General features: G+C 43.9%; 20 protein-coding genes. 13 read left to right on the top strand and 7 right to left on the bottom strand.

The annotated features are described in order from the left end of the window. Positions 1–2 precede the first annotated feature (2 nt). Positions 3–533: a DUF4811 domain-containing protein gene (locus AOQ32_RS04410; protein WP_059393774.1), complete on the top strand. Its 531-nt coding sequence runs from the start codon at positions 3–5 to the stop codon at positions 531–533. A gap of 153 nt (positions 534–686) precedes the next feature. Beyond that, positions 687–1,706: a YdcF family protein gene (locus AOQ32_RS04405; RefSeq protein WP_059393773.1), complete on the top strand. Its 1,020-nt coding sequence runs from the start codon at positions 687–689 to the stop codon at positions 1,704–1,706. A gap of 86 nt (positions 1,707–1,792) precedes the next feature. Here AOQ32_RS04405 and AOQ32_RS08585 read toward each other — a convergent pair whose 3' ends face one another. The 6 genes from AOQ32_RS08585 to AOQ32_RS04375 form a co-directional block, all read right to left on the bottom strand. Then, positions 1,793–2,074, bottom strand: coding sequence for a hypothetical protein (locus AOQ32_RS08585; RefSeq protein ID WP_148666519.1), 282 nt, complete (start codon positions 2,072–2,074; stop codon positions 1,793–1,795). A 194-nt stretch (positions 2,075–2,268) separates the two neighbouring features. Then, the gene (locus AOQ32_RS04395; RefSeq protein WP_338066428.1) at positions 2,269–3,159 is read right to left on the bottom strand and encodes an AEC family transporter; all 891 of its coding nucleotides are present in this window, start codon (positions 3,157–3,159) and stop codon (positions 2,269–2,271) included. Positions 3,160–3,479: 320 nt separating this feature from the next. Continuing rightward, the gene (locus AOQ32_RS04390) at positions 3,480–4,106 is read right to left on the bottom strand and encodes a LemA family protein (RefSeq protein ID WP_059393771.1); all 627 of its coding nucleotides are present in this window, start codon (positions 4,104–4,106) and stop codon (positions 3,480–3,482) included. 86 nt (positions 4,107–4,192) lie between these two features. Continuing rightward, complete coding sequence (locus tag AOQ32_RS04385) at positions 4,193–5,152, bottom strand: TPM domain-containing protein (protein ID WP_059393770.1); 960 nt, start codon at positions 5,150–5,152, stop codon at positions 4,193–4,195. 61 nt (positions 5,153–5,213) lie between these two features. Then, the gene (locus AOQ32_RS04380; RefSeq protein ID WP_059393769.1) at positions 5,214–6,080 is read right to left on the bottom strand and encodes an alpha/beta hydrolase; all 867 of its coding nucleotides are present in this window, start codon (positions 6,078–6,080) and stop codon (positions 5,214–5,216) included. Then, positions 6,073–7,290: a PTS transporter subunit EIIC gene (locus AOQ32_RS04375; RefSeq protein WP_059393768.1), complete on the bottom strand. Its 1,218-nt coding sequence runs from the start codon at positions 7,288–7,290 to the stop codon at positions 6,073–6,075. Before AOQ32_RS04375 ends, AOQ32_RS04380 begins: the two co-directional genes overlap by 8 nt. 148 nt (positions 7,291–7,438) lie before the next feature. Here AOQ32_RS04375 and AOQ32_RS04370 point away from each other — a divergent pair, with 148 nt between their 5' ends. The 11 genes from AOQ32_RS04370 to AOQ32_RS04320 all read left to right on the top strand — a co-directional run bounded on the left by AOQ32_RS04370 (position 7,439) and on the right by AOQ32_RS04320 (position 17,012). Beyond that, positions 7,439–7,579 (top strand): teichoic acid D-Ala incorporation-associated protein DltX, encoded by a 141-nt coding sequence (locus tag AOQ32_RS04370; RefSeq protein WP_047974720.1) that lies wholly within the window; start codon positions 7,439–7,441, stop codon positions 7,577–7,579. Positions 7,580–7,598: 19 nt separating this feature from the next. Beyond that, the gene (gene dltA / locus AOQ32_RS04365; protein ID WP_059393767.1) at positions 7,599–9,128 is read left to right on the top strand and encodes a D-alanine--poly(phosphoribitol) ligase subunit DltA; all 1,530 of its coding nucleotides are present in this window, start codon (positions 7,599–7,601) and stop codon (positions 9,126–9,128) included. Further along, positions 9,121–10,332, top strand: coding sequence for a D-alanyl-lipoteichoic acid biosynthesis protein DltB (gene dltB / locus AOQ32_RS04360; protein ID WP_059393766.1), 1,212 nt, complete (start codon positions 9,121–9,123; stop codon positions 10,330–10,332). The genes dltA and dltB overlap by 8 nt, the downstream gene beginning before the upstream one ends. Before the next feature lie 15 nt (positions 10,333–10,347). After that, the gene (dltC, locus tag AOQ32_RS04355) at positions 10,348–10,584 is read left to right on the top strand and encodes a D-alanine--poly(phosphoribitol) ligase subunit DltC (RefSeq protein ID WP_047974650.1); all 237 of its coding nucleotides are present in this window, start codon (positions 10,348–10,350) and stop codon (positions 10,582–10,584) included. Positions 10,585–10,590: 6 nt separating this feature from the next. Then, a complete protein-coding gene (gene dltD, locus AOQ32_RS04350; RefSeq protein WP_059393765.1) occupies positions 10,591–11,877 on the top strand; it encodes a D-alanyl-lipoteichoic acid biosynthesis protein DltD in 1,287 nt (428 codons plus the stop codon). 59 nt (positions 11,878–11,936) lie between these two features. Continuing rightward, positions 11,937–12,341 (top strand): holo-ACP synthase, encoded by a 405-nt coding sequence (acpS, locus tag AOQ32_RS04345; protein WP_059393764.1) that lies wholly within the window; start codon positions 11,937–11,939, stop codon positions 12,339–12,341. 2 nt (positions 12,342–12,343) lie between these two features. Next, on the top strand, positions 12,344–13,483 hold the full coding sequence (gene alr, locus AOQ32_RS04340; protein WP_059393763.1) for an alanine racemase: 1,140 nt from the start codon (positions 12,344–12,346) through the stop codon (positions 13,481–13,483). A gap of 66 nt (positions 13,484–13,549) precedes the next feature. Beyond that, a complete protein-coding gene (locus AOQ32_RS04335) occupies positions 13,550–13,915 on the top strand; it encodes a type II toxin-antitoxin system PemK/MazF family toxin (RefSeq protein ID WP_047974654.1) in 366 nt (121 codons plus the stop codon). Positions 13,916–14,112: 197 nt separating this feature from the next. Further along, positions 14,113–14,811: a response regulator transcription factor gene (locus AOQ32_RS04330; protein WP_059393762.1), complete on the top strand. Its 699-nt coding sequence runs from the start codon at positions 14,113–14,115 to the stop codon at positions 14,809–14,811. Beyond that, the gene (locus AOQ32_RS04325) at positions 14,795–16,111 is read left to right on the top strand and encodes a sensor histidine kinase (RefSeq protein WP_059393761.1); all 1,317 of its coding nucleotides are present in this window, start codon (positions 14,795–14,797) and stop codon (positions 16,109–16,111) included. The genes AOQ32_RS04330 and AOQ32_RS04325 overlap by 17 nt, the downstream gene beginning before the upstream one ends. A gap of 43 nt (positions 16,112–16,154) precedes the next feature. Then, on the top strand, positions 16,155–17,012 hold the full coding sequence (locus AOQ32_RS04320) for a S1C family serine protease (RefSeq protein ID WP_059393760.1): 858 nt from the start codon (positions 16,155–16,157) through the stop codon (positions 17,010–17,012). Between the two features lie 94 nt (positions 17,013–17,106). Here the strand turns inward: AOQ32_RS04320 and AOQ32_RS04315 are convergent, their stop codons facing one another. After that, positions 17,107–17,436: a thioredoxin family protein gene (locus AOQ32_RS04315; RefSeq protein WP_059393759.1), complete on the bottom strand. Its 330-nt coding sequence runs from the start codon at positions 17,434–17,436 to the stop codon at positions 17,107–17,109. Between the last annotated feature and the right edge of the window lie 29 nt (positions 17,437–17,465).

Genomic DNA, 17,465 nt, shown 5'->3' with positions numbered 1-17,465 from the left:
TCATGATTTTGGTAATTATTCCGATTTTTGTTGCCTTAGCTGCTGCTAGCTGGTTCCTGATGCCATCAAAAGTCCTGAAGGCTACTTTTGGAACAATCTTCTCATTGGCGATGGTTGTTTCAATTGGTTTGTTGGCTGCTAACATGGATTCTCATTATGGGATGAAGAAGGAAACAACGGTCGCTACCAAGCAGGTTTACTCTGCTGCACCTGCTCAAATGCCTGTGGGCATGGCTGCTGCTAAGAAGATTGGTACTGACGACTACGTCTTGGTCTATAAGGACCAAGCAACGGACAAGGAAGCAACCGCTCACTTTGCGCCTGATACCAGTGACATTGTCAAATCAGTTAAGCAATCAGCTACTTATACGAAGGCTGATGTTCAAACTGCTCAAGTTAAGACAACAACGACTAAGTGGGTTTACAAAAACGATACTTACAAGTGGTTGTTCAAACAAAATAAAGAAGATAACTTGGTCAAGGAAGTACACACTCTAGAAGTGCCTACCAGCTGGCAAGTTGTCCTCAAGTAACTGACGCTTAAAGTTAACTTACGCTTAAAAAATATATTTCTGCTTAATTTATTCTTCTCTCCAAGCACCCGGATTCTGCTTTCCGGGTGCTTTTTCTATTTTGCCATTCATTTCTGTTATAATTGAAACAAAAGCGTAAAGAGGGTGGCTGAAATGCTGACACCATTAATTTATTTATTATTAGCACTTGTGGTCGTGGCTGTTGTCGCTGTTGCCATTGATAAGCGGAACTTCATTTTTGGAAGTTTACTGATTTTTTCGTTATTGCTGACGGTGATGGCGCTTTATTTGAAGTTAGCTGGTTATGTCTTAGACAAACAGATACCGGTGATGAACATTTTGGTTATTTTGTTGCCAATTGCAGTGATTGCCTTCGCCATTTTTTGGTTGGCGCGCAATACTAATATTATTTCCCATAAGGAAGGGAAGAGTTTTACCGCTAAATTAGCGCTCTTCTTGGCAGTCACGATGGGCATTGATTTTTATTTGCTCTTTTTGATTGGGGAAGTTCATGGTCGTTTTCTTTTCTTCTGCTATACACTGGGAATGCTCGTCTACAATACTTTCTTCTTGCTGTTTCTCAGTTACCTGGGTTATTCACTTTTGTACCAGGTATTGCCAGCGACGAAGAAGGCTGATTACATCATTGTGCTGGGTAGTTATATCCATAATGGCCGGGTCACGCCGTTGCTCCAGAGTCGAGTGGACCGGGCTTTGGCCTATTACCGTCAGGCCGAAGAAGAAAAACGCCCAAAGTTTGTGGTTTCCGGTGGAAAGGGGTCTGACGAAAGTACTTCCGAGGCCGATGCCATGCGGAAGTATTTGCTCGAAGTCGGTGTGCCGGCAGAAGATATCATCTTAGAGAATCAGTCCCGCAATACCTTTGAGAACTTTATGTTCTCCAAGGAAAAGATTCTAACAGACTGGGAAAAATCAGGCCGTACTGGTCAACCGCAGATTCTCTTTTTGACCAGTAATTACCATGTTATGCGGGCTAGTCTTTATTCTAAGCGGATTGGTTTTTCAGCTCAGGGAATTGGGGCGCCAACTTCTCTGTACTTTTTGCCAACGGCCTTGATTCGAGAATACGTCGGAATTCTTTCCTATTACAGTCTAATCACCTTTCTACTTTTAGTTGTTGAGGCCTTTCTTGCTTATTTGATTGCCTTTTAAAAAACGATAGTCACTGATCTCTGGTCAGTGGCTATCGTTTTTAGTAGCGTTATGATTGGGGCTAGTTTTAATCTGATTTTCTTAAATTAGTGAAGCGTCATCAAATTATAAATAATAAAGATGAGCCCGATTAGAAAAAGGAAGGCAGCAATTCCAAGTAGCGGGAGCATGCTGACGTCTCCTTGACGGAAAAGCTTCCAGCCGTGAGCGGCCGCAAATAAGATAATTAATAAAGCGAAGGCAACGACGAGTAATCCAACAATGGCCATGATTTTGGCTCCTTTCAACTCCTCAATAAGGACCATTATACCGATTAATAGTCGATTGAAAAAGAGATAATCTGCCCAACCTGTTGTTTTTGTCATCATCGGAAAAATCAGCCTGAACACAGCCGGTTAGCGACGATGGTACTTTGACCACCCAGGTGATTGAACTTGATGGTTGGCCGTGATAATGGTTCGTTTTTAATGTTTTGCTATTTAAAGACGGGCAATTCACCTAAGAGTTGGACAATGATAATCCAGAGCGGCAAGACCACCGTAGCTGAAATGGTCGAAATCAGCTAGGTATTAGCCGCCAGTAAACTTTGATGGTTAAAGGCCATGGCGTAGTTGACTGCCACCGTGGCAACGGGGGTGGCCATCATAATGACCATTGTCGCCATGGCCACTTGGTCAACGGGCAAGATATGGGTAGTATTTGCCAAGATAGCGATGGCAGCCATGATGATTGGGACAATGATGACCTTATTGAAGGAGTAGTACCAGGCGGTGTGATTTTGAATCGCATCTGCAAAGGGCATCTGAGCTAAGTTAGCTCCAATGGCTAACCAGGCCAGTGGTGAAGCTAGGCCGGCTAACAGCTTCATCCAGGCAAAGAGCCAAGGGACAGTGACATCGAGGCGGTAGAAGGCCACCTGGCTGGTTTTACCTCCAGTGCTGATGCTGATCTGAGGCATCCAGTTTTGACTAACCCAGAGAATCAAGCCTAAGAAGGTGGCAATCACAATTGGGTTAACGAGCATCTTTTTGATATGTTCACCACGTAGCTGCTCGCCAGACATCTTGATATAAGCGTAGGAGTATAAGAAAACACGATAGCCAATATTGAAAACAGAGGCATACATAATTCCCTTAGCACCATAGACGGCTCCAGCAATTGGCATGCCAAAGAAATTTGTCGATCCAAAGGCGGTTAAGACGCCTAAAACGTCGCGTTGGTCTTTGTCGTAGCGACCGTATAAAAAGGGCATCGTGACAATCAAAATGACATAAATAATCAAGCCCCAAATCAGAACATCCATACTTTGGACGAGGGTTTGATGGTTCAATGGGGTTAGAAAGGCCGTAAAAGCTAAGAGGGGTAGGGCAAGCGTCATCGTGATGCTCGTCAAAGTTTTGACGGCATCTTGGCTAAGAGTTTGCCGCTTACGAAGCCAAAAACCTAAGAGAATGGTCCCTAAGGTTTCGACAATCGCAGCGATAATCGAAGTGTTGGTAAGCGTTTTTCCAGAGCAGAGCTAATCGACATTTATACCTCCCAGTTCCAACTTGTGGCGACAAATGATTTATTTATTAGTCTATCATTAAAATTAGATTAGAATAATTCTCTTGTTAGCAAAACTAACTTACAAAATTGTAACAAAATGAAATAAAAGAAATGGCCAAAAAGATTGTTCGGTTATCGAAGTTCTTGTATAATAATAGTATTCTTTATGTGAGACAAAAAGCCCCAACCATTACTGGTTGGGGCTTTCTGCTGTCTTCTTCAATATTATTTACTGAAGTTAACCGTTGGATTTTGTTGGGCAGAACTGTCTGCCGTGAAGTAGTTGAACTTGTGGTGATTCGTCATATATGCCACCAAAGAACTAGGGAACGACACAACCTTGTTATTGTAGTCTTGAACAGCCTTGTTATAAACCTTACGTTCATAAGTCACGCGGTTATTAACGCCTTCCAGTTGAACCATCAGAGTTTGGATTTGGTCAGAAGACTTCAAATCCGGATAGTTTTCATTAATCGTTGAAACCATCAAATTGAAGGCTTTATCCTGATTTTGCATAGCCGTTGTCTTTTGGTCTTGATCGTTGGCATTCGCATAGCTTTGCTTTGCTTGATTGTATTGGGTTCTGGCATCAGCAATCTTGCCGTAAATGGCAGATTCCTGTCCCTGGGCTCCCTTAACAGCATTAACCAGATTTGGAATCAAATCGGCGCGGTTTTGCAACGCGGTTTGAATACCACCAGTGGCAGCATCAACATCCTGTTCCTTGCGGGACAAGCCATTGGCAGAAGAAATAAAGCCACCAATGAGAATGATGAAGACAAGGGCGACAACTGCCGTAATTTGCCAACCGCGTTTCTTGTAAAAGGGCGTCTTTTCATTAATGATTGTCATGATTCGTATCCTTTATCGTTGTTTAGCTTGACGCTATTAGAAATATTGTAGCGGGGATTGTATCCTGGCGCAACCGTAGTTAGTCTTTAGAAATCAGATCCACCGCCACCAAAGTCACCACCACCGCCGGAATCAGACCCACCACCGAAGTCTGAACCGCCAAAGTCAGATCCATCAAAATCGGATCCGCCGCCCAAACCACCACCAAAATCATCGTAGTGATCATAGTGGTCATCGTCAAAATGGCGTCTTGGGCCCGAGAAGAGGTTTGAAAGTAGTAATCCTCCTAGGAACCAATTAAGACCTGAACTGTGGCCGTGTTGCGGTCCATTTGGTGATTGATTGAAGTAGCGTGTATTGCCATTACCGCCGCGATAATAAGACGTGTTGCCGCCATTAAAGCGACGCATTTTCGACCGAACTAGGAAAATGACGAGGGCAAGAACACCAACTAAGCCAAGGGCAATCACCGCACTGGTTGTTGAGGCGCTTTGCTTACCACTTGTTGGTGTTGTTGGTAGCGTCTTTTCAACCTGTAAAAAGAGATTGCGGATCCCTCGATCAATCGCTGTTGGGTCCGAAGATTTTAACTCCTGCTGGTTAGCTTGTAGGAGCTGATAAATTTTACCATCAGGCAAAACGGATTCAACACCGGTTCCGGTCACGACACGGACATTATTTTGCCCGTTGTTCTTAGCAAAGACAATAATGACACCATTGTCTTGCCCTTTTTTACCAGCGTGCCAAACCGAGAGCATGGTTAAATCGTTAGTGAAGTCGCGGATTGATTGGCCATCGGTATTGTTGACAGTTAAAACTGCTACTTGGGGCTGTTCCTTGGTCTTTTTAAACGTTTGCTCCTGCTTTAAAATCACCTGCTTGGTTTGATCTGAAAGCACATTGGCATTATCAGTCACAACAAAGTTCGAGCTGGGTTCAATTTTGTTCGGGTCTTCTGCCTGAGCTGTTTGAAAGTGCAATCCTAGGAAGAAAAGGGCTAGTAAGCTAATGGTGGCCAGCCCGATTTTATTTTTTAGCAAAGCCATCACGAGACCTCCAGTCGATGAAGCAAAATAGTTAATGAGCGGTTAGCGGTTAAAGCCTTCACTAATACTCTTGGCGTTTTTTTGGTGTTAGTTTGGAACCATCATTTGGATTTTGTAAGACAAGTTCGCGAATCAGGTTAATCACTTCGGGGTTTTCCGGTAACTTGGAATGTCCGGCATTATCACCTGAGACAGTTGTTTGGGTGTACTTAGCAACATTCTTTTGGAAAATATACTTACCGGAAAGAACGGATTGAACAGGAACCGTACCATCATCGGTGTAATCTTCTGAACCGGCAACTGAGTAAACGACCAAATCACTAGGCAGGCTACTTGCACCATCAATCATATCCGAAAGCATGGTTGTTTGTCTTGTCGTTGATGTTTCAGAGAAGTTGAAAGGCGTTCCCAAAGTCATCAGCGTCCGAATGTGGAAGTTGGTTGAACTATAGTAGTTTTCCAAATAATCTGTCCAAATCAGGCCACCGTTTGAGTGACCGACAGCTGAGAAACTCCGGAAATGGTAACGAGTTTGCAAGTCAGTCATGACCTTTGAGAGTGCCTCTGAATCGGCTTGAATGGTTGGATAATTGTCTTGATTACGTTCAAAGCCAACGACAATAAATGGTCGTCGGTTAGAGCCATCAACGTGACCAGAATAAGTGAGGCTACCGTCGTAATTGACCTGAACCTTCAAAACGGAGTGGGTTCCCTTATCACGGTCTTCTGAATTGATTGTGGCAAAGAGATCATCAAACCGTCTGACAGTCGCGCTGGAGCCAGGAACAAAGATAACGGGTTCCATCCGCGATTTTTGAATTGCCCGGTCATTTTGGTGCTCAGAAAGCATCCAAACACGACCAAAAAGGGCAATGACAATGGTCAACAAGACCGTCAGGAACAGCATGAATTTTGTACTTTTAGTCATGCTCGGCCTCCTTTGTAATCATGTCCTTCACAAATGGCCAGTAAATCAAAATTGAGCCAATCAGAACAAAGATGGCCAAGATTAATGACCGCCATGGGGTTTGACTGGCCATGAAACCAAGCAATAAGTGAGGCGTACCATTTGGCGCACTAAAGACGGTTGGCCGGATAAAATCAAGCTTAATGGCGACACTAGCTGAGAGTGAACCAAAAAGGGAACTCAAAATCATCGGTACCAATGTTAGTGGCCGGAAGTACAAGGGCACACCATAGGCTAAAATACGGTTGCTATCAAACAAGGCTGGTAGTAAAGACCAAAATCCAAGCCGTCTTGTCTTTTTACTTTTTGCAAAGATAAGGATGAATGCCAATCCTAAAGTTGCCCCAACGCCACCAATCATGGCCGAAGCGGTCAAAACCGAATAGGGATTTTGTGGCTGTGGCAGGTTGGCCATCACTGATTGATAAACGGCATTCAGGTTTGTGTTCACCTGGGCTAAATCAGTGGCACCAGTTGATAAGTCCAAGGGGATACTGATTCCTAAAACAAGCAGAATTGGTGCCAAAACAGCAACTAATGCCAAAGAATAATAATGCGCGAAAAAATCAGATGAGAAGAAGGTGGTGTAAGTCCCCTGGGTCACAATGTTGGGCATGAATGAGGTGATAGTCACGACGATAACTGAGACGATGGCTGCCCAACTAAGATAGGCAAAGCCCATGTCTTGCAACCGATCTTTCGTAATTTTGGTTAGCGCTAAGTAGGTCAGATTAATGAGATAGGCCACTAGTAAGCACAGTCCAAGATGGATAGTCAACTGTCCCTGGTTGGCAACGGTAGAAAAGGTCTGAACTAAGACCAGACCAAAGTTAACGGTGACCGGCAAGATTGGATCGCGCTTGTCGGAAAGTTTTTCCGTTAAATACTTTTTTGTCCATAGAGCAATCGTAAAGGCGACAACTAGGTAGTCTAAGACATTGACGACTCCTTGTGAAATTTGTGGATTACTAAAAAAGTGGATTTTGTAATGGAAAATAGTGGCGAACAAAGCGCCAGGGTCTAAAAATAATCGAGTAATCAAACGCCAATAAACATCAATGATTACCAAAGGTAATACCTGTTTAAAGGAAGAAAAAAGATTTTTGATAGGTGAAAGACCTACCCAAGCTCGATCCCATTGTTGAATCTTTGCTAGGATCTTTGCAAACATGTACAAGTGCCTCCAGACTTCCCCCAGATTTGGGGCGGTATCGCAAGAAAAGATATTGTGCTATAATAGCAAAAGTGTTTTACTAGGTACCACTGTAATATGCCAATAATTATAACACTAACCGAACAATTTTGGGGGGCGTCACGCGATGTTCAAGCGTTTTCTAAGCAAGCCCTGGGTGACATTTATTGTCAGAACCCTGGCTTATTTTTTAATCATTTTAGCCTTGATTTATCTGTACGGCTATTCCGGTGTCACCGGGGGCCACTTCATTTATAACGAATTCTAAAATAAAGAGGAAGCGACAAATGATTGATAACATTTACAAAAATATTGATGCCTATGCAGTAGAAAATCCTGATGCGATTGCCTACGATGGCTTGGGCCATACTTATACTTACGGCGATTTGAAGTCATACTCTGACTCGTTGGCCGCCTACTTAGATGAACAAAACTTGCCTGACAAGTCACCAATTATGGTTTTTGGTGGTCACCAATTTGAAATGGTAGCTGCTTTCTTAGCTGCTGTAAAATCAGGCCACGCCTATGCGCCGGTCGACAAGGACTCTGCCAAGGATCGAATCGAAAACATCTTGGAAATTGGTCAACCCTCAGCAGTGATTGCTTTGGATGAATTGCCATTGCCAATCGATTCTGTTCCTGTCTTCCAGGGCGAAGAATTGCAAGCAGCCTTTACTGCTAAGAAGTCATACGAGTTAACGCATCCGGTTTTGGGCGATGATAATTACTACATTATCTTTACTTCTGGTACGACTGGTAAGCCAAAGGGTGTTCAGATTTCTCATAAAAATGCCTTGTCTTACTTGAACTGGCTCTTCTCTGATGAATTTGATTTGCACCGTGGTGACAACGTCTTGACACAGACGCCATTCTCATTTGACGTTTCTGTTATGTCATGGGGTGGTTCACTGTTGATGGGTGGCGTAATGAAGCCATTGTCAAAAGAAATTGCCGATGACTTCAAGCAACTCTTTACGGTTTTGCCAGAAATGGACTTGGACCTGTGGGTTTCAACCCCTTCATTTGCCAACGTTGCCTTGTTGAGTCCTGATTTTAAGCAAGAAAATTACCCTCGCTTGAAGAAGTTCTTGTTCTGTGGAGAAGTTTTGACAGCAACAACTTCTAAGAAGCTGCGCGAACGCTTCCCAGATGCCCGAATCTTCAATACTTACGGACCAACGGAAGCAACTGTTGCCGTATCAGCCATTGAAATCACGGACGAAGTCTTGGCCAAGTACGACAAGTTGCCAATCGGTTACATGCAACCTGAAATGAAGGCAACCATCATGGACCAAGATGGAACGGTCTTGCCAATTGACGAACCAGGTGAAATTGTTTTGTCTGGTGAAGCTGTTTCAAAGGGTTACTTAAACAATCCTGAAAAGACCAAGGCCGCTTTCTTAATGGTTGACGGTCAACCAGGATATAAGACTGGTGACTTGGGTTACATGGACAAAGACGGCTTGTTGCACTACAAGGGTCGTGTGGACTTCCAAATCAAGTTGCATGGTTTCCGAATCGAATTGGAAGAAGTCGCTCAGCACTTCTTGAAGTCTCAGTGGGTTGAACAGGCTGCTGCCGTTCCTCGCTACGATGCAGATGGCGAAGTTAAGCAACTGTTGGCCATTGTTGTGCCAAAGAAGAACGACTTTGAAAAGCCAATGGATTTGACGAACGCTATTAAGGCTGATTTGAAGGATATCATCATGCCATACATGATGCCATCACGGTTTATCTACCGCGATGCCATGCCTTTGACACCAAATGGTAAGGTAAACTTGAAGGGCCTGATTGCTGAGGTGAATGGCAATGCCTAATCTACAACCCTACGCCGATCCGACCTATTTCTTTTACCTCTTAGTGGCTTTGGCGCCACTGGCAATTGGGCTTTACTTCGGTAAGCGTTTTGTCTGGTATGAGATTTTGGTCTCTTTGGCTTTTATCTTTTTAATTTTCGATACTGGTCACTATGTGAACCAGGGAATTGCGATACTAGTTTATAGTATCTGGCAGTTCTGTCTCGTGTCCTTTTATTCGGCTTACCGCAAGACAAAGAATGCCAACTGGGTTTTCTACTTAATGGTAGCATTGTCAATTTTGCCGATTACAATGGTGCGCTTCGGTGCCATTGGCGTTTTCAAGCCTGAATTCACGCTGCTTGGTTTCTTAGGAATTTCTTATTTGACTTTCCGCTCAACAGGGATGATTATTGAAACGCGGGATGGTGCCATTAAAGAGTTTAAGCCAATCATGTTTTTGCGCTTCATGCTCTTTATGCCAACCCTGTCATCCGGTCCAATTGATCGTTACACGCGCTTTGCCGGCGATGCCGGTTCGGTGCCAGAGCGAACGGACTACATTGACATGCTGGGCTACGCAGTCAAGTCTTACTTCTTAGGCTTTGTCTACAAGTTCATTTTGTCTTATTACTTCGGTCAAATCGTCTATCCATTCTTTCAGAGTTTGGCAATGGGCGACAACCATCACGGCTTTTCCTGGTGGTTGATTGGTGTGGCCTATTCCTATGGTATGTATTTGTTCTTTGACTTTGCGGGTTATTCTTGCTTTGCCATAGCTACATCATATGTCATGGGGATTAAATCACCAATAAACTTTAACCAACCTTACCGGGCCCATAACATCAAGGACTTTTGGAATCGTTGGCATATGTCGTTGTCATTTTGGTTCCGAGACTTCGTCTTCATGCGTTTCTCCTTCATGGTGATGCGTAAGAAGTGGATTAAGAACCGGACGACTGTTTCAAACGTTGGCTATTTGGTCAACATGATGGTCATGGGTCTTTGGCACGGATTGACATGGTATTATATCGTTTATGCTTTGTTGCATGGAACGGGAATGATTGTCAATGATGCCTGGTTGCGCTTTAAAAAGAAGCATCGTGACCAAATCCCACATAACAAATTCACGGAAGTGTTCGCCATCTTCTTGACCTTCAACTTCGTGATGTTAACATTCTTGGTATTCTGTGGATTCTTAGATAAGTTCTGGTTCCACCACTAATAGAGGAGAAATATAATGGACGTAAAAGCAGGCGTATTAGAAGTTTTGAACAACATCATTGGGGAAGACTTGTCTTCACAAATGGACGAAAACTTATTTGATTCAGGGTTGTTGGATTCAATGGCTACTGTTGAATTGTTGTTGGACTTGGAAAACAAGTTCGGTATTCAAGCACCCGTTTCAGAATTTAACCGTGAAGACTGGGACACGGCAAACAAGATTATTGCTAAAGTAGAATCATTGTTGGGATAAAACCTCATGACTAACAAGAAAAAATTGTGGCAGATCTTTGGCCCGGTGCTAGCAGCACTGGCACTTATCGGCCTGGTCTTTTTTCTGCCATTCCCGCTGAATCATTATAGTCAGCAGGACTTGAGAGAAGCTTCTGTTTCTTTCTCAAGCCAAATCGTTAAAGGGGAAGCGGTTAAAGACGCTGCCTTTAGTGACAAAAAAGTAAATTATATTCCTTTCTTTGGTTCATCAGAATTATCTCGCTTTGATTCTTTGCATCCATCTGTTTTGGCTGAAAAGTATAACCGTTCTTATCGACCATTTATGCTCGGTAAGGCGGGATCTGAATCAATGGTTCAGTTCTTGAATATGCAAGAGATGCCAAAAGCCTTGGATCATAAGAAGGCAGTCTTTGTGATTTCACCACAGTGGTTCACCAAGACCGGCTCAACGGGTGCGTTCTCAATCTTCTATTCACCACTACAAGTGGTTGATTGGTTGTTGAACATGAACAAGCCAAGCCAAACCGATCAATTTATGGCCCAGGCCTTGTTGAAGCAGTCTTTGGTTCGTGACAAGCCGATGTTTAACCGGATGTTACACAACGTGGAAGATGGTCAGGGTCCAAGTTCAGCTGATAAATCAGCTTTGCGCTTCCAGCATAAGATTTTGTCACGACAGGATGCCTTGTTCTCAAACTTTGAAACAAGCCATAACTACAAGAACGAAGTGATGAAGTATGCGAAGGACTTGCCTAACCAGTATCAAGAGCAAACTTTGAACCAAATTGGTTTTGAACAGGGTGAAAAGAACACCGGTTCAAACCGCTTTAGGATTAAGAACTCGTTCTATCGTACTCGTGTTTGGGCTGACCTGAAGATGCTCAAGGATGCTCAGGTCAACTATGACTACCGTCAATCAGTTGAATACGCATACTTGCAGGCTGTTTTGGAAAACTTTGCCAAGAACCATACGGATGTCGAATTCGTCATTACACCGGTTAACCAACGTTGGGTTGCTTATACTGGTTTGTCTGATAAGATGTACTACCAGGCGGTTGATAAGATTAAGTATCAGTTGCAAAGCCAAGGCTTTAACAACATTGCTGATTTGTCACACCGTGGTGGGGAAGACTTCTTCATGCAGGATACCATTCACATTGGTTGGCGTGGTTGGCTGGCATTAGATCAGTACTTGAATCCATTCTTGTCTGGTAAGTACCAGGATAATGACTACAAGATTAACAACAACTTCTTGTCAAAGGAATGGCAGAACTTTAAGCCACAAGATCAAGAACTACAAACCTTTTCATAAAAAGTTAGAGGATTGACACATTCTGTGTTGATTCTCTTTTTTTTTGATAAAATGGAGGTATGATTATCGGAATCGGAAACGACATGGAGTCCATTAGCCGAATTGAAGGCGTATTGTCTAGACGACCAAACTTCTTGTCGACAATCTTAACGCCAGCTGAGCAGGCGGCGGTCCAAAAGCGGACGGGCAAGCATTACTTAGAGTTTGTTGCGGGCCGTTTTTCAGCCAAGGAAGCCTATGCCAAGGCATTGGGGACCGGGATTGGCCGCGATGTGTCTTGGCAGGATATTTCAATCCTTAATGCCAAATCAGGTCGACCAATTATGAAGGTTGTTGGACAAAAAAATCGAATTGAAGTTGCCATTACCCATAGTGGCGACTACGTTAGCACAGTTGTTACGATTGAAAGAGTTTTCTGGGTACAACGCCTCACGGCTCATTTTATTGGTAGAAAAGAGAAATAGACATGAATGATGATTCATTTTCTAGGCGAGGAGCGGCACTCTTCGTTTCAGCAGCAGCGCTGGTTCATAATGCCAAAACAATTATGGCCCACGCAAAAGCCAAGCGCCTAATTGCCGTTATTAAGGCCAATGCCTATGGTCATGGTGCCAAATGGGCTGCGACAGTTTTGGCGAGTCAAGCAGACGTTCACGACTTTGCTGTGGCAACGGTCGACGAAGGACTTTCAGTCCGTCAGGTTTTACCGAAAAAAAGTGACCAGATTGTCCTCCTTGGCGTACAAAACGTTGATTTGACACCAGTGATGGCGGAAAACTATCTTGCACCGGCTGTAGGCAACCTGGATTGGTTACTAGCTGCAAGAGACCTTTTACAAGCTAGCGAAAGGCCACTGCCACCTTTGCGAGTCCATCTGGCGATTGATACCGGCATGGGTCGAATGGGCGCCAAGACGAAGGCTGATTTGTCATCGATGTATCAGTTTGTCATGGGTGAGGATGCCTTTGAACTGGCGGGGGTTTTCACTCACTTTGCTACGGCAGATGATCAAAACCAGGCTTACTATGACCAGCAGAAGGCTGATTTCTTAGCACAGGTTACGTCCTTGGATATCGATTCCAAGTACTGGCATGTTGCGAACTCTGGTTCGGCACTCTTCCATTTTGATGAAATTCCAACCGAAACGATTCGCGTTGGTTCGGCCCTTTATGGTTATAACCCGGCCTATCCAGCCAAGAAAACTGACCTGCCATTGCAACCGGTGGCGACCTTTAAAGCAAAAATTTGGGGCGTTCATCAGTTGTTGGCTGGTGAGGCAGTTTCCTACGGCGCAACCTATGTAGCACAAGAAGACCAATGGGTTGGAACAGTGCCGATTGGCTATGCCGACGGTTATCATCGAACGCTTGCGGGTATGACCGTTTTGGTCAACGGTCATAAAGAACGAGTCCTTGGCCGGGTCACAATGGATCAAATTATTGTTTCATTGAGTAAGCCTGTTCCAATCAATACGGATGTGATTCTATTTGGTCAAGATGGCCAGGAAAAAATCAGTATTGAGGAACTGGCCGAATATGGCCAAAGTATTCCTCACGAAGTCTTAACTGGAATTGGGTCACGAATTCCACGCATTATTGAAGACTAACAGTCGTGACAAGTGGTACACTAAGTGACAAAATAGGGCAAATCGCCCATACATAAGAGGATAGACATGACAGCAGATTACGAAAACGTTCGCCGCGGCGATGTTTTTTATGCCGATTTAAAACAGGGAATTGGCTCCGAACAGTCCGGCTTGCGCCCAGTTTTAGTGGTGCAAAATGATATGGGCAACATGAACGCCCCAACCACGATTGTGGTGGCCATTACTTCCAAAATGGCTAAGCCCAAGTTGCCGACACATATTTCACTACCGGCGGCAATTAGTGGGATTAAACGGGATTCCATTATTTTAGCCGAACAAATCAGAACCATCGATAAGCACCGTTTGCGCGACCGCATTGCCCACATTGACCAGCAAGATGGCTTGATGAAGGCGGTGGCAAAGGCCTTGAAAATTAGTATTGGCTTGGCCTAAAATTTTTTAGATGATTGCCTTCCAGCAGGCGTCAACCACCGTTAGCAATGATTATCGCTTGTTAGCCTGATTAACGAGGGCATCAACGTCGCCACCATGGTAAAGGCCTTTTAATATGACCTTAATCTGTTGTTGCTAAAGTAATATTACTGATAAGACATTTTAACGGGCACTGACTGCCCCAAAGGAGAAGGACTATGGCCAAAGCGATTAAAATCTTGTTAATTGAAGATGATGTAAATCTGGCCGATAATATTGTCGGCTTTTTGGAAGACTTTGCCGATGTCACAGCGGTGACGGATGGCCAAGACGGTGAATATGAAGGAAAAGAAGTTCCTTACGATCTCATTATTTCTGATTTGATGTTGCCGGGTGAAAACGGCCTGGAAATCATTAAGAACCTACGGGATGACAAAGTGGATACGCCTGTTCTGATTTTAACGGCGAAGGCATCTTTGGACGATAAAATTGAAGGCTTCAACGTTGGGGCCGATGACTATTTGACCAAGCCTTTCCACCGGGAAGAATTATTGGTTCGAGTAAAGGCGCTCTTGCGTCGAACGGGTGTCTATTCCGAAGATAACACGATTACGGTCGGTGAACTAACGATTAACTTAGAAAATCGTGGTGTCCAGGTTCACGGGCAAAGTGTTAAATTAGTTGGGAAGGAATTCGATATTTTGACCTATTTGGGTCAAAACAAGAATATCATCGTGACCCGTGACCAAATTTTTGATCGCGTTTGGGGAATCGATTCTGATACCACGATTAACGTGGTCAATATTTATTTGAATAATCTGCGCCGAAAACTTGAGGCAGTTGGCCAGGTCGGGCTAATTAAGACGCTCCGTAACATTGGTTTTATTCTCGAGGTACCGGATGCCAAGACTGATTAATCGCAAACAACAAATTGATAATTTCTCAACGTTGGCCCTGGGTCTAATGGTCATTTTTGGCTTTTTGGCCGGGGTTATTTTTTGGGTTTATACCTTCACGATTTACGACAGCTCTGACAAGGTCATTAACCAGTATGTGGAGTACTATCAACGGAATAATTGGTTGGATGAAGGCGCCTCTGCTAAGCAAAAGATGCTGACGGCTGACTCCATGCGCCATATGCCAGAAGATTTTCGTGGAAACTTCTTGTACTATGATGACAAGGGGAAGGAAATTGAAAATCAGACAAATAATAATGGTTCCAAAAATGTCTTAACGAGGCGTTTTGGTCTGAAGTTTGATACCAGTGATTTGAACTTAGCACCTAGAACAGTTCACGTTAATAAGACTTACCTGCGAATTCAAGCCGTTAAATTCAAGCCGAACACGGTCTTAGTACCAGATGGCCAAGGTTTGAAATCAGCTACCTATGGTTACGTCTTTGTTGATGTCACGGATACTGTATTGAATTTGAAAAAATTCCAAGACGTGATGGTTTGGTCATTTGTTTCGGCCTTTATCTTTGCTTTGTTCTTTGCCTTCTTTATTGCACGACAAAGTATGAAGCCAATCTTAAAGGCCTGGGATCAGCAACAAGACTTCGTTAATAACGCTGCCCACGAATTGCGGACACCGATGTCGGTCATTCAAGGGAAGCTGGAAACGATGCTGACCAAGCCGGATAATACAATCCGTCAGCAGTCCGAAGCCATTATCCTGTCGCTATCGGAAGTCAGACGGTTGAATTCCTTGACCAATAACATGTTAACCTTGGCGAAAACCGGGTCAAACATGACCAAGATTGAAAAGGAAAAAACCGATGTCGGGCAGTTTTTGAAGCAAATTTTGTCACCCTACGTTGAAATGGGGGAAATCTCCGACAAAAAGGTGGTTATCCACAATGCTGTGCGTCAGGAAGTCGAAATTGATCAAAAACGGATTCACCAATTATTGGTACTGTTAATGGATAACGCACTCAAGTATTCGGACGACGGTGCTACCGTGACGGTTTCCGCTGCGATTGAGAAAAAACGCTTAGCACTTTCGGTTGCTGATACTGGCCGGGGCATTTCAGCTGATGCGAAAAAGCATATCTTTGACCGCTTTTACCGCGAGGATAAAACTGGAAACCGGGAAACTGGTGGTACTGGTTTGGGTCTTTCCATTGCAGAATGGATAGTTGCTGCCCATAATGGTAAGATAACCGTGAGCGATAATGAACCAAAGGGAACAATTTTTAAGGTGACCCTTCCACTTTAAGTGTGGTATAAAGATTAGAAAATATTGAAAGGAAAGTTGCCGGATGATTCGTAAAAGAGTACACGCTTTTACTACTATGATAGTGGCTGCCTTTGTAATCGGAGCATTGCTGGTTTGGTTTAGTTCCTCACCAGGATCTTGGTATCAAAGTCAGTTGGCACAAGCCACCCATACGAATGCTGCCGGGACGGCAACGGTGGCAAAAACTGCCTATACAAGCAATGATCAGGCAACTAGTGCGTACAACAAAGTTAAAGATGCCGTCGTGACGGTGCAGAATTTACAAAAATCAGCTTCGCTAAGCGATGGTGCATCAGCCTTTGATGACCAAACAAAGGATAAGCAGCAGACCGATTATGAGACAGCAGCCCAGGGATCAGGTGTTGTTGTTAAGATTGGAAAGGATACTGCTGATATCGTGACGAATAACCACGTGATTGAAGGTTCAGCAGCCATCCAGGTCGTTGATGCTAACGGTCAAAAGGCCGAAGCAACGGTTATTAAAACAGATACGGCCAAGGATTTAGCCTTGATTCGAGTGAAGTCAACTGCCTTTAAGCAGGTTGCTAAGCTGGCGGATAGCTCGTCTTTGAAGTCCGGTCAACAGGTGCTGGCCCTTGGATCGCCATTAGGAGCAGCCTACGCCTCAACGATGACGAAGGGGATTATTTCGTCACCAAACCGGATGCTAGCAATTTCACAGACCAATAATCAAAACGTCCAAGTTATCCAAACGGATGCGGCTATTAATCCTGGTAATTCAGGTGGGGCCTTGATTAATTTGGATGGGGAGGTCGTCGGCATTAGTTCAGCCAAGATTTCTGCTGGTGCTGCTGATACCAATATTGAAGGAATGGGCTTTGCCATTCCAGCTAATACGGTGGCCGCTTTTATTAAATAAAAACTGCTCCATACTAGTTAGTACCAAGCAGTTAAAAATGATTAAAAAGAAAACCAAGCCGAAAGGCTTGGTTTTTTGTTAGAATGAAGTTGACTTATTGAAGGGTTCCTTCATACCAGTCAGTTACTTGCTTTGGTGTTAGGCGTTCCCCGTGACCAATTTGGTCGACTTTTTTGCCATCAACAAAGAGGACAAAAGAAGGAATACCTCGTAAACCATAGCTTGTTGCTAGGTCCAAGTTGTCATCGCGGTCGGCGTCAATCCAACCAGCTGTCTTAGAAACTTCATCCTTGATTCCTTGAACGAAAGGTTTGATGACCTTGCAGTCACCACACCAGTCGGCAGATAAGAACATGAGCTGCCGGCTGGGTTGGTCGATAAAGGTTTGAATTTCTTCGTTTGTGTGTTTTTCAGGTTGGTACATGGGATTGACCTCCGTTATTTTTCATCTAT

Source organism: Fructobacillus tropaeoli, from assembly GCF_001047135.2.
GTDB lineage: Bacteria > Bacillota > Bacilli > Lactobacillales > Lactobacillaceae > Fructobacillus > Fructobacillus tropaeoli.
The sequence above is the reverse complement of the archived record's forward strand: the minus strand, read 5'-3'. Positions and strand labels throughout refer to the sequence as shown.

Coding starts and splice junctions, on each gene's coding strand:
- AOQ32_RS04410 (WP_059393774.1), top strand. CDS start 3: ATGATTTTGGTAATTATTCCGATTTTTGTTGCCTTAGCTGCTGCTAGC.
- AOQ32_RS04405 (WP_059393773.1), top strand. CDS start 687: ATGCTGACACCATTAATTTATTTATTATTAGCACTTGTGGTCGTGGCT.
- AOQ32_RS08585 (WP_148666519.1), bottom strand. CDS start 2,074: ATGATGACAAAAACAACAGGTTGGGCAGATTATCTCTTTTTCAATCGA.
- AOQ32_RS04390 (WP_059393771.1), bottom strand. CDS start 4,106: ATGACAATCATTAATGAAAAGACGCCCTTTTACAAGAAACGCGGTTGG.
- AOQ32_RS04385 (WP_059393770.1), bottom strand. CDS start 5,152: ATGGCTTTGCTAAAAAATAAAATCGGGCTGGCCACCATTAGCTTACTA.
- AOQ32_RS04380 (WP_059393769.1), bottom strand. CDS start 6,080: ATGACTAAAAGTACAAAATTCATGCTGTTCCTGACGGTCTTGTTGACC.
- AOQ32_RS04375 (WP_059393768.1), bottom strand. CDS start 7,290: ATGTTTGCAAAGATCCTAGCAAAGATTCAACAATGGGATCGAGCTTGG.
- AOQ32_RS04370 (WP_047974720.1), top strand. CDS start 7,439: ATGTTCAAGCGTTTTCTAAGCAAGCCCTGGGTGACATTTATTGTCAGA.
- dltA (WP_059393767.1), top strand. CDS start 7,599: ATGATTGATAACATTTACAAAAATATTGATGCCTATGCAGTAGAAAAT.
- dltB (WP_059393766.1), top strand. CDS start 9,121: ATGCCTAATCTACAACCCTACGCCGATCCGACCTATTTCTTTTACCTC.
- dltC (WP_047974650.1), top strand. CDS start 10,348: ATGGACGTAAAAGCAGGCGTATTAGAAGTTTTGAACAACATCATTGGG.
- dltD (WP_059393765.1), top strand. CDS start 10,591: ATGACTAACAAGAAAAAATTGTGGCAGATCTTTGGCCCGGTGCTAGCA.
- acpS (WP_059393764.1), top strand. CDS start 11,937: ATGATTATCGGAATCGGAAACGACATGGAGTCCATTAGCCGAATTGAA.
- alr (WP_059393763.1), top strand. CDS start 12,344: ATGAATGATGATTCATTTTCTAGGCGAGGAGCGGCACTCTTCGTTTCA.
- AOQ32_RS04335 (WP_047974654.1), top strand. CDS start 13,550: ATGACAGCAGATTACGAAAACGTTCGCCGCGGCGATGTTTTTTATGCC.
- AOQ32_RS04330 (WP_059393762.1), top strand. CDS start 14,113: ATGGCCAAAGCGATTAAAATCTTGTTAATTGAAGATGATGTAAATCTG.
- AOQ32_RS04325 (WP_059393761.1), top strand. CDS start 14,795: ATGCCAAGACTGATTAATCGCAAACAACAAATTGATAATTTCTCAACG.
- AOQ32_RS04320 (WP_059393760.1), top strand. CDS start 16,155: ATGATTCGTAAAAGAGTACACGCTTTTACTACTATGATAGTGGCTGCC.
- AOQ32_RS04315 (WP_059393759.1), bottom strand. CDS start 17,436: ATGTACCAACCTGAAAAACACACAAACGAAGAAATTCAAACCTTTATC.